Origin of the sequence: Undibacterium sp. WLHG33, from assembly GCF_049544815.1 — a bacterium.
Taxonomy (GTDB): domain Bacteria; phylum Pseudomonadota; class Gammaproteobacteria; order Burkholderiales; family Burkholderiaceae_D; genus Undibacterium.
On record NZ_CP186697.1, the window covers coordinates 3,822,513 to 3,831,974 of the forward strand.

Consider the following 9,462-nt stretch of genomic DNA (forward strand, 5'->3'; position numbering starts at 1 on the left):
TTGGGGGAGGTTTACAAAACGCGATAAACCCTCTTATGATTCCAGATGTGGCCACGTCGCCTTATTAACTGAAAATACTTGCCAAATCCCCGTTCCGGAAAACGTTCTGCCAATTCCTGCAAAACTGCAATGATGTCGTCATCCGGTACCATCCGCCGCTGATAGCTCATGCTTGAACGTGAGAGTTGCATCGCTTTGCAAGCCTGACGCTGGCTAAGTCCAACCTCTTGCAGTTGTTTGACGAAATCCCGTTTCTGGTTCGGGGTTAGCGCTTTAAACCGATCACCTCTTTAAACGCCTGGTTCTCTAACGATAAATCAGCAACCATCATTTTGAGCTTACGATTCTCTTCCTCCAAGTCTTTGAGGCGCTTTACGTCGGCTGCTTCCATACCGCCATATTTAGATTTCCATTGGTAATAGGTCGCTTCAGAAACACTATGTTCCCGACAAACATCTTTGACTAATCTACCAGCTTCAACCGCTTTCAATATTCCAATGATCTGTGTCTCTGTAAATCTGCTCTTACGCATTTCTGTTCTCCCTTGGCATATAAGTTTGCCTCAAGAACTCTAGTTATGCATGGCTTGATTTTACGGGAGGGTTACAGGTTGTGTCGCAATAAGGTAGAACGGACAAAAAATGTGGCGAGAGTCCGGAAAATTAAAAAGCTAAACTATAAAACTGTTCAGCTTTGGACAAAGGCTGACCTTTGGAGGCAGGTATCATTTGCCTTTTCTGAATCATATGCATGGTTTCAATACCCGCAATGATAGCCTGTGCACAATGGAAATTTTTGAACCCCATCATGGGTCGGGTTATTCGCTTAATGGCCCGGTGGTCTTGTTCAACGATGTTGTTAAGATACTTGTTCTGACGCATCTGAATGTCAGCGCCGGTGTCAGCGATGATACTGAGGATGGCTGCGGTATTGGCGCCGCTTTTGTCAATCGTGATCGAATCAGGTAAATCGTGTTGTCCAATAGCACGCTCAAAGAAGCGACGCGCAGCAGCCAGATCGCGTTTGGCCGTGAGCAGGAAATCGATGGTTTGTCCTTCACGGTCAACGGCTCGGTACAAATTTGCGCTTCGGTGACGCTCTCGGCGAAGGCATCCCAGGACATGACGGCCTCGATGGCGGCGAACGGATCGCGGCCCGCCTGCTTGGCCTCGATCAGCGCCTGGCCGATGCGGCCGAACAACCGCACCTTGGCGTTGATCGCCTTGCCGGACGCCTGGAATTGCTGCTGATGCTTGTTCTTGGCGGCGTTGAACAGCTTGCCCAGGATGCGGTCGTGCAGGTCGATGATTTCGTCGGTGACGGTGGCCATGCCCTCGATGGCAAGCGCCACCAGGGTGGCATAGCGTCGCTGCGCCTCGAACTTGGCCAGGTCGGCGGGCGTCATCTGGCCGGTTGTGTCGCAATAAGGTAGAACGGACAAAAAATGTGGCGAGAGTCCGGAAAATTAAAAAGCTAAACTATAAAACTGTTCAGCTTTGGACAAAGGCTGACCTTTGGAATATATCTCCCAATTTGTGTAGGGCTTATTATGCACGCTTAAAAATAATAAAAGCAGACTTGACCTGATAGTTTGGCTGTGAGCAATTATGTGCTTAGTGCATCTAACGCCGGAGTTAAGCCGCCGCGCGTAGCGCGGTCGGCTTGAACGAATTGTTAGACATCATTTACCAACTGACTTGATGATCTCGCCTTTCACAAAGCGAATAAATTCTTCCAAGTGATCTGCGCGTGAGGCCAAGTGATCTTCTTTTTGTCCCAGATAAGCTTGCTTAGCTTCAAGTAAGACGGGCTGATACTGGGCAGGTAGGCGTTTTATGGTTGTGTCGCAATAAGCGGATCTGGTAAAGTTTGGTATGGACGATTTTCGCAAAAGCCTCATCAAAAGTACCCTCTGCAAGGTTCTTAAACGACTGCATTATCCGTTGGCTGGGCCGGTCGGTCAAGCAACTGGTCGATCTGGTCGGCGATCTGCACAAGCACGGTGTCCAGTTCAGGAGCCTCACCGACTCCATCGACACCGGCACACCATCCGGGCGGTTCTTCTTCCACGTCATGGCGAGCCTTGCCGAAATGGAGCGCGAGCTGACCGTCGAGCGCACCCGCGCCGGGCTGGAAGTCGCCAAGCAGCTCGGCCGCAAAGGCGGCCGCAAGCCGAAGATGACCGACAGCAAGATCGAGTCGGCCAAGAAGCTGCTGGCCAGCGGGGTGCCGCCCAAGGACGTGGCCAAGAACCTCGGCGTGTCCATTCCGACGCTGTACCGCTGGGTGCCAGCCTCCACGCACGCTTAGCGTGCTTTATTTTCCGTTTTCTGAGACGACCCCAAAAAATATCTTTCAACTCCAAGCTTCTCGTATCCATCGTCGCCACCGCATATTCCAAAAAGCTGTTATAGCCTTCTGGCGGCCTCAGCCCATGTCCGGCCCACGCTGCAATTGGTGCGAGATTTGACGGATTTTTGTGGTCATCCATGCTTAACTCCTTCAGACATAGGTGTGAGATAACGGTAAAAATAACTTATAACGCGCAGAGTTCAAAAGACTTAGTTTCTTAGAATTACAAAAAAATTCAAAATTAAACATCTCATTGAACAATTTATAGAGTTTAAGGGTATGCGGATTTTATGATTGAAATGGTGTAAATATGAATCCTTACTCCATTTCATTCCCGTGTTGACGCACTTCAAATCTCACCTCTCTCCAGCATCGCAATCAACGACTCTTCGGCACGGCTGGCGCTCGCTGCCAGTTGTCGGGCCAGTGTGGAAATCGTCTGTGAGCCACCTTGGGTGCCCGATGTGCCCGAACTTTCCGTAGCGTCGGAAATCGGGTCGGTTGCCGAAGCCGCCTTGAATGCTGCCGCGTTGCCTATCTGGGCTGTGGAATACGAACTAATTGAGCCGATCATAACTGCCTCCGTGAGCCTAGGATCTAGCAATCCAGACCGATAATATCATAACGCCATAAATGACGACGGATTTTTAGGCGTCAATTCAGTGCATCGAAACTCCCTGCTGCCCAGCGGAGTTCTGCCCAAGGACGTGGCCAAAAACCTCGGCGTGTCCATTCCGATCTTATAACGCTGGATACCAGCCTCCGCCTAGGGTCTGTTGACGTTTCACATAGGCAGCCATAAAAAAGCACAGGCCATGGCGACGACACTTTCATAATTTCGCTTCAATTTATCAAACCGGGTTGCCAGCGCCCGATACTGCTTTAAACGCGCAAACGCATTTTCAACCAAATGGCGGTAGCGATACAGCCCTCGGTCAAGATCAGCGTTTCCCTTGATTGAGTTACGTTTTCTCGGGATCACCGCGCGACTGCCTTGACTGGCAATTTGTGCCCGGATTGCCTCGCTGTCATAGCCTTTGTCGGCAATCATGGCACCCGCCTTTGGTAATTTCGCGATCAATTCCGGCGCGGCCTTGCAGTCATGGATCGCGCCACTGGTGATATCAAAAGGCAGCAATTATGAGCCCCATACCTACAAAGCCCCACGCATCAAGCTTTTGCCCATGAAGCAACCAGGCAATGGCTGTAATTATGACGACGCCGAGTCCCGACCAGACTGCATAAGCAACACCGACAGGGATGGATTTCAGAACCAGAGAAAGAAAATAAAATGCGATGCCATAACCGATTATGACAACGGCGGAAGGGGCAAGCTTAGTAAAGCCCTCGCTAGATTTTAATGCGGATGTTGCGATTACTTCGCCAACTATTGCGATAACAAGAAAAAGCCAGCCTTTCATGATATATCTCCCAATTTGTGTAGGGCTTATTATGCACGCTTAAAAATAATAGGCGCAATCACCAGGGCTTTAAAAACCTTGAACCACTTGCCGCTGGCTGACCAGGCATTGAACTTTTTATAGATCGAGTTCCAACAACCAAAGGCGGCTGGCAGGTCTCGCCATGGACAGCCTATTCTCATGCGATATAGCATGCCTTCGACCATCAGGCGTAAATCTCGCTTGTTATAAATACGTTCTTGAAGCAAACTCTTTCGTAGCTTCGACCAGAGCTCGTCATTGAGCAGTAATCGGGGCATGGCAAACTCGTGTTGGATCGGTGTGAAAACCTTAACAATACGAGTTTGCCTTTCTTTTTCAAAGGCTTACGTTCAAACGTCAACAGACCCTAGTATCGGGCGCTGGCAACCCGGTTTGATAAATTGAAGCGAAATTATGAAAGTGTCGTCGCCATGGCCTGTGCTTTTTTATGGCTGCCTATGTGAAACGTCAACAGACCGTAGACCAAATCAAATTTTTTTTATCGATCTTAAGGGTTAAATCGTTATCGTCCTCAAACCAATTTTTGCATTCAAGTAAATTGTAAACCTCCCCCAATCAGTGCCAGGTATTACTAGAGTTTTGAGGTTGATGAAATAATCGGTATTCAACAGGTGTCATCCCGTTGAGCGAATCATGTGGACATTGCTCCGAGCAATGTCCACATGATTCGCTCAACGGGATGACACCTGTTGAATACCGATTATTTCATCAACCTCAAAACTCTAGTAATACCTGGCACTGATTGGGGGAGGTTTACACGCGTTTAAAGCAGTATCGGGCGCTGGCAACCCGGTTTGATAAATTGAAGCGAAATTATGAAAGTGTGAGCCTGTAAGAATTTCTGTGTAAATGCCACGGAACAAGTCAGTGATCGTATTTTTGAATGCGATCACCAAACTCAATCATAAAACGATTTAAGGCCATACGCCAATTGTGCGAGACCTGCCAGCCGCCTTTGGTTGTTGGAACTCGATCTATAAAAAGTTCAATGCCTGGTCAGCCAGCGGCAAGTGGTTCAAGGTTTTTAAAGCCCTGGTGATTGCGCCGGATGTGGAGTGGATCTTTATCGATGGCAGCTACGCCAAAGCCCATCAGCACAGCGGGGGAGCGGCAAGCGATAGCGATGAAGGCATAGGAAAAAGTCGTGCTGGCAATACCACGAAGATTCATTTGGCGGTGGATGGGTATGGGTTACCCATCGACTTTGATATCACCAGTCGGTGCTGTGATGGCAGTTGATCGGTTCGTACAGGCTCACTCTCAGCCGGTTTGCCTGATGCCGGACACTGATTCCTGAACGTAACAATAAAAACGGGGCTTTCGCCCCTTTTTATTCTTCTTCTCAACTTCACTCTTTGCTTCTGCTCAGAAGTGGTAGCCCACTATGAGTGTCGCCACATTCACTCCAGGGTTCGGCTTTTTAATAGCGCCATTGGAGAAATGCTGAATCTTGAGACCGGCTTCCCAGCCGTTGTTGAATACGTAGCCGACTCCGATATGGGCGAGACCTGCCAGCCGCCTTTGGTTGTTGGAACTCGATCTATAAAAAGTTCAATGCCTGGTCAGCCAGCGGCAAGTGGTTCAAGGTTTTTAAAGCCCTGGTGATTGCGCCTGATGTGGAGTGGATCTTTATCGATGGCAGCTACGCCAAAGCCCATCAGCACAGCGGGGGCGCGGCAAGCGATAGCGATGAAGGCATAGGAAAAAGTCGTGCTGGCAATACCACGAAGATTCATTTGGCGGTGGATGGGTATGGGTTACCCATCGACTTTGATATCACCAGTGGTCTGGTGCGGAGATATCACCTATGTCTGGGCGCAGGGGCGATGGTATTACCTGGCTGTGGTGTTGGACTTGTTTGCGCGCCGCGCAGTGGGCTGGGCATTCTCGCTGCGTCCCGACGCTGACCTTGTTGTGCAAGCACTGGAAATGGCTTACGAGCAGCGAGGACGACCTCAGGGATTACTGTTTCATTCGGATCAGGGTAGCCAGTACGCCAGCCGAAAATTCCGCCAGCGCTTGTGGCGCTATCGGATACGACAGAGTATGAGTCGTCGGGGCGAAAGCCCCGTTTTTATTGTTACGTTCAGGAATCAGTGTCCGGCATCAGGCAAACCGGCTGAGAGTGAGCCTGTACGAACCGATCAACTGCCATCACAGCACCGCCAAGGCGTAAGGACATCGGCGATCAGATGAACGCACTCAAAGCAAAGCCTAAAAGCAAAACCCCCCGTTACGCTGGGTAACGGGGGGTTCGCAGAATACAAGCCTGACGATAACCTACTTTCACACTGGTTGCAGCACTATCATTGGCATTTGCGAAAACGATCTCTCTGCAAAAAAATATGGACACGAATTAGAAAAAATCCAGCTGATGGGAATCAATTTAGGACAAGTTCTGCACGGTATTTTATGGGAATTGTCCTGGCATGGAGGGCCGGAGACTGAGCTTCCCCTGAAATTTAGTTCCCCAAAGGTGACGTAAAATAATCGTAACTTTGGAAAGACAAATGATGAACAGGATACCCAAAAAAGCTTATACGACCGAATTCAAATGAGAACAACCGCCCCTCTCGGGAAGATTTCAGGCAAGCAGTGAAAGCAGAATTTGACGCAATTTGCAACAAAATTAAAGATTTATAGTGCGTTATCTCCTGCACTATCCTTGCTTCTAGTGAATGCACACCATTGGATCATTCATCCTGTCCGAATAGCATCGAGGTATTGCCGTACCACGAACAAGTCGGACACATTGCCAGACAACATTCTGGCCAAGGCAGACTCTCCTCCGAATATCATTGAAGAAATAATGCAAGAACGCGGCGTTGTCGTTGATCACGCCACGGTACATCGCTGGGCTGTGAAGATGTTGCCTGTGCTGGCCAAGATATTTCGTTCACGTAAGCGTTCCGTAGGTCGGAGTTGGCGCATGGATGAGACGTATATCAAGGTGAAGGGTCAATGGAAATATTTGTACCGAGCCGTTGACCGTGAAGGACAAACCATCGATTTCCTGCTCGATATCACCAGTGGCGCGATCCATGACTGCAAGGCCGCGCCGGAATTGATCGCGAAATTACCAAAGGCGGGTGCCATGATTGCCGACAAAGGCTATGACAGCGAGGCAATCAGGGCACAAATTGCCAGTCAAGGCAGTCGCGCGGTGATCCCGAGAAAACGTAACTCAATCAAGGGAAACGCTGATCTTGACCGAGGGCTGTATCGCTACCGCCATTTGGTTGTGTCGCTCACTCAAAATACTGACAGTTCAGATTCCATTTCTGAAATCCGTCTTGCTTTATTTCTTGTGAAGCATTTGATATTTTTTAAGCATGCCAATCAGTTCAACTGATCGGTGCGCTTTCATCAAGTGCTCACATTTATTGACTGTTAATTGTTAAAGAACCGCGAATACTTACATTCTTTTCTACTTAACTCTTCCGAGTTTTGCTTCGCATCGTTGTGAAAAGGAGAAAAAAACAACTAGTTATCCACAACCTAAACCAGTAATATGAACATCTAGGGTGGGTCAATATTCAATGCAAAAGGTGGGTCAGTTTTAAATGCAAATCAACACGTGTTGTCCAATAGCACGCTCAAAGAAGCGACGCGCAGCAGCCAGATCGCGTTTGGCCGTGAGCAGGAAATCGATGGTTTGTCCTTCACGGTCAACGGCTCGGTACAAATCCCAAGGACGTGGCCAAGAACCTCGGCGTGTCCATTCCGACGCTGTACCGCTGGGTGCCAGCCTCCACGCACGCTTAGCGTGCTTTATTTTCCGTTTTCTGAGACGACCCCTGGCTGAAGGCAGAGAGATGACCGCAAGGCTTGCCAAATGGATCGGCGAGCAAAGCCTGAAACGCCCCTTCCTCGCCATCTCAGAAGAAACCGGCATCGATGAGAAGTCCGCCTGATGCACCGGTATAACTGGATACGGCCACATCAGTTCAATCAAGGACTGGCACCGGCCGTCACTGAAGAAAAACTTAACGTAGTGTCCGGGATGGGTTGACCACTACATTTATTGTGGACTAAAGATGAACCGGCGCCGCATTGGTAAAAAGCGACTTCCAACAAGAGACCCGCAACCATTGGTAGTGCCCGACGAAATCAACAAGAGTTGGTCCATTGTCTGGTCGGGACTCGGCGTCGTCATAATTACAGCCATTGCCTGGTTGCTTCATGGGCAAAAGCTTGATGCGTGGGGCTTTGTAGGTATGGGGCTCATAATTGCTGCCTTTTGGTTGTGTCGCAATAAGGTAGAACGGACAAAAAATGTGGCGAGAGTCCGGAAAATTAAAAAGCTAAACTATAAAACTGTTCAGCTTTGGACAAAGGCTGACCTTTGGAGGCCTGCAGTTTGAACTCAGGGGAAAATGTACGTCTTTGCTTGTTCATCAAACACCTCTCCATGACGAGTATTCTCGCCTAAATCAGTGTCCGGGTACATTAGACCACTACAAAACGCGATAAACCCTCTTATGATTCCAGATGTGGCCACGTCGCCTTATTAACTGAAAATACTTGCCAAATCCCCGTTCCGGAAAACGTTCTGCCAATTCCTGCAAAACTGTCCAACGGATAATGCAGTCGTTTAAGAACCTTGCAGAGGGTACTTTTGATGAGGCTTTTGCGAAAATCGTCCATACCAAACTTTACCAGATCCGCTTATTGCGACACAACCTGGGCCGGTCGGTCAAGCAACTGGTCGATCTGGTCGGCGATCTGCACAAGCACGGTGTCCAGTTCAGGAGCCTCACCGACTCCATCGACACCGGCACACCATCCGGGCGGTATCACTCCATTCTCCTGCTCGCAAAATAAGCAGGATAGCGTTTAAACGTGGGTCAATATTCGATGCAAATTAGGCCGTTTGGTGGGTCAGTTTTAAATGCAAATCAACAGGACAACACGATTTACCTGATTCGATCACGATTGACAAAAGCGGCGCCAATACCGCAGCCATCCTCAGTATCATCGCTGACACCGGCGCTGACATTCAGATGCGTCAGAACCAGTTTTGCAGGAATTGGCAGAACGTTTTCCGGAACGGGGATTTGGCAAGTATTTTCAGTTAATAAGGCGACGTGGCCACATCTGGAATCATAAGAGGGTTTATCGCGTTTATTGTGGACTAAAGATGAACCGGCGCCGCATTGGTAAAAAGCGACTTCCAACAAGAGACCCGCAACCATTGGTAGTGCCCGACGAAATCAACAAGAGTTGGTCCATTGGCGGCAAGCGATAGCGATGAAGGCATAGGAAAAAGTCGTGCTGGCAATACCACGAAGATTCATTTGGCGGTGGATGGGTATGGGTTACCCATCGACTTTGATATCACCAGTGGCGCGATCCATGACTGCAAGGCCGCGCCGGAATTGATCGCGAAATTACCAAAGGCGGGTGCCATGATTGCCGACAAAGGCTATGACAGCGAGGCAATCGGCGAAAGCCCCGTTTTTATTGTTACGTTCAGGAATCAGTGTCCGGCATCAGGCAAACCGGCTGAGAGTGAGCCTGTACGAACCGATCAACTGCCATCACAGCACCGCCAATGCGTAAGGACATCGGCGATCAGATGAACGCATTCAAAGCAAAGCCTAAAAGCAAAACCCCCCGTTACGCTGGGTAACGGGGGGTTCGCAGA

General features: G+C 49.3%; 3 protein-coding genes and 21 pseudogenes. 14 read left to right on the forward strand and 10 right to left on the reverse strand.

Going from position 1 to position 9,462, the window contains the following annotated elements; all coding sequences use genetic code 11:
- Window positions 1-17: 17 nt before the first annotated feature.
- From ACOTSW_RS17410 to ACOTSW_RS17425, 4 pseudogenes are all read right to left on the reverse strand, one after another.
- A pseudogene (locus tag ACOTSW_RS17410) lies at window positions 18-532 on the reverse strand (transposase); the annotation flags it as partial.
- 130 nt (window positions 533-662) lie between these two features.
- Window positions 663-1,079 (reverse strand): annotated as a pseudogene (locus tag ACOTSW_RS17415) (IS6 family transposase); the annotation flags it as partial.
- Window positions 1,067-1,411: pseudogene (locus ACOTSW_RS17420) on the reverse strand (Tn3 family transposase); the annotation flags it as partial. The pseudogenes ACOTSW_RS17420 and ACOTSW_RS17415, both read right to left, overlap by 13 nt.
- A 223-nt stretch (window positions 1,412-1,634) precedes the next feature.
- Window positions 1,635-1,837: pseudogene (locus tag ACOTSW_RS17425) on the reverse strand (aminoglycoside adenylyltransferase domain-containing protein); the annotation flags it as partial.
- A 110-nt stretch (window positions 1,838-1,947) separates the two neighbouring features.
- Here ACOTSW_RS17425 and ACOTSW_RS17430 point away from each other — a divergent pair.
- A pseudogene (locus tag ACOTSW_RS17430) lies at window positions 1,948-2,310 on the forward strand (recombinase family protein); the annotation flags it as partial.
- Between the two features lie 391 nt (window positions 2,311-2,701).
- Here ACOTSW_RS17430 and ACOTSW_RS17435 read toward each other — a convergent pair.
- Window positions 2,702-2,926, reverse strand: a complete 225-nt coding sequence (locus ACOTSW_RS17435; protein WP_423680299.1) for a hypothetical protein — start codon at window positions 2,924-2,926, stop codon at window positions 2,702-2,704.
- Window positions 2,927-3,029: 103 nt separating this feature from the next.
- On the opposite strand from ACOTSW_RS17435, the pseudogene ACOTSW_RS17440 reads away from it, so the two are divergent.
- Window positions 3,030-3,098, forward strand: a pseudogene (locus ACOTSW_RS17440) (recombinase family protein); the annotation flags it as partial.
- Between the two features lie 38 nt (window positions 3,099-3,136).
- On the opposite strand, the pseudogene ACOTSW_RS17445 reads toward ACOTSW_RS17440, so the two are convergent.
- The 3 genes and pseudogenes from ACOTSW_RS17445 to ACOTSW_RS17455 form a co-directional block, all read right to left on the reverse strand.
- A pseudogene (locus ACOTSW_RS17445) lies at window positions 3,137-3,487 on the reverse strand (IS5 family transposase); the annotation flags it as partial.
- On the reverse strand, window positions 3,477-3,773 hold the full coding sequence (qacE, locus tag ACOTSW_RS17450; RefSeq protein ID WP_058646820.1) for a quaternary ammonium compound efflux SMR transporter QacE: 297 nt from the start codon (window positions 3,771-3,773) through the stop codon (window positions 3,477-3,479). The gene qacE and the pseudogene ACOTSW_RS17445, both read right to left, overlap by 11 nt.
- A 50-nt stretch (window positions 3,774-3,823) precedes the next feature.
- A pseudogene (locus ACOTSW_RS17455) lies at window positions 3,824-4,072 on the reverse strand (transposase); the annotation flags it as partial.
- Window positions 4,073-4,165: 93 nt separating this feature from the next.
- Here ACOTSW_RS17455 and ACOTSW_RS17460 point away from each other — a divergent pair.
- A pseudogene (locus tag ACOTSW_RS17460) lies at window positions 4,166-4,258 on the forward strand (IS5/IS1182 family transposase); the annotation flags it as partial.
- A gap of 493 nt (window positions 4,259-4,751) precedes the next feature.
- A pseudogene (locus tag ACOTSW_RS17465) lies at window positions 4,752-5,030 on the forward strand (IS5/IS1182 family transposase); the annotation flags it as partial.
- Window positions 5,031-5,180: 150 nt separating this feature from the next.
- Here the strand turns inward: ACOTSW_RS17465 and ACOTSW_RS17470 are convergent.
- Window positions 5,181-5,330: an acyloxyacyl hydrolase gene (locus ACOTSW_RS17470; RefSeq protein WP_423682369.1), complete on the reverse strand. Its 150-nt coding sequence runs from the start codon at window positions 5,328-5,330 to the stop codon at window positions 5,181-5,183.
- On the opposite strand from ACOTSW_RS17470, the pseudogene ACOTSW_RS17475 reads away from it, so the two are divergent.
- The 3 pseudogenes from ACOTSW_RS17475 to ACOTSW_RS17485 form a co-directional block, all read left to right on the forward strand.
- A pseudogene (locus ACOTSW_RS17475) lies at window positions 5,303-5,608 on the forward strand (IS5/IS1182 family transposase); the annotation flags it as partial. The gene ACOTSW_RS17470 and the pseudogene ACOTSW_RS17475 overlap by 28 nt on opposite strands.
- A pseudogene (locus ACOTSW_RS17480) lies at window positions 5,601-5,876 on the forward strand (DDE-type integrase/transposase/recombinase); the annotation flags it as partial. The pseudogenes ACOTSW_RS17475 and ACOTSW_RS17480, both read left to right, overlap by 8 nt.
- Window positions 5,877-6,612: 736 nt before the next feature.
- Window positions 6,613-6,996: pseudogene (locus tag ACOTSW_RS17485) on the forward strand (DDE-type integrase/transposase/recombinase); the annotation flags it as partial.
- A gap of 396 nt (window positions 6,997-7,392) precedes the next feature.
- Here ACOTSW_RS17485 and ACOTSW_RS17490 read toward each other — a convergent pair.
- Window positions 7,393-7,500 (reverse strand): annotated as a pseudogene (locus tag ACOTSW_RS17490) (DDE-type integrase/transposase/recombinase); the annotation flags it as partial.
- Between ACOTSW_RS17490 and ACOTSW_RS17495 the strand changes: the two are divergent.
- The 7 pseudogenes from ACOTSW_RS17495 to ACOTSW_RS17525 form a co-directional block, all read left to right on the forward strand.
- Window positions 7,494-7,580 (forward strand): annotated as a pseudogene (locus ACOTSW_RS17495) (recombinase family protein); the annotation flags it as partial. The pseudogenes ACOTSW_RS17490 and ACOTSW_RS17495 overlap by 7 nt on opposite strands.
- Before the next feature lie 254 nt (window positions 7,581-7,834).
- Window positions 7,835-7,945 (forward strand): annotated as a pseudogene (locus ACOTSW_RS17500) (IS3 family transposase); the annotation flags it as partial.
- Window positions 7,946-8,071: pseudogene (locus ACOTSW_RS17505) on the forward strand (SMR family transporter); the annotation flags it as partial.
- Window positions 8,072-8,498: 427 nt separating this feature from the next.
- A pseudogene (locus ACOTSW_RS17510) lies at window positions 8,499-8,612 on the forward strand (recombinase family protein); the annotation flags it as partial.
- A gap of 113 nt (window positions 8,613-8,725) precedes the next feature.
- Window positions 8,726-8,845, forward strand: a pseudogene (locus ACOTSW_RS17515) (IS6 family transposase); the annotation flags it as partial.
- Window positions 8,836-9,048 (forward strand): annotated as a pseudogene (locus ACOTSW_RS17520) (IS3 family transposase); the annotation flags it as partial. The pseudogenes ACOTSW_RS17515 and ACOTSW_RS17520, both read left to right, overlap by 10 nt.
- Window position 9,049: 1 nt before the next feature.
- Window positions 9,050-9,265: pseudogene (locus ACOTSW_RS17525) on the forward strand (transposase); the annotation flags it as partial.
- Window positions 9,266-9,462: the final 197 nt, after the last annotated feature.

Coding starts and splice junctions, on each gene's coding strand:
- ACOTSW_RS17435 (WP_423680299.1), bottom strand. CDS start 2,926: ATGATCGGCTCAATTAGTTCGTATTCCACAGCCCAGATAGGCAACGCG.
- qacE (WP_058646820.1), bottom strand. CDS start 3,773: ATGAAAGGCTGGCTTTTTCTTGTTATCGCAATAGTTGGCGAAGTAATC.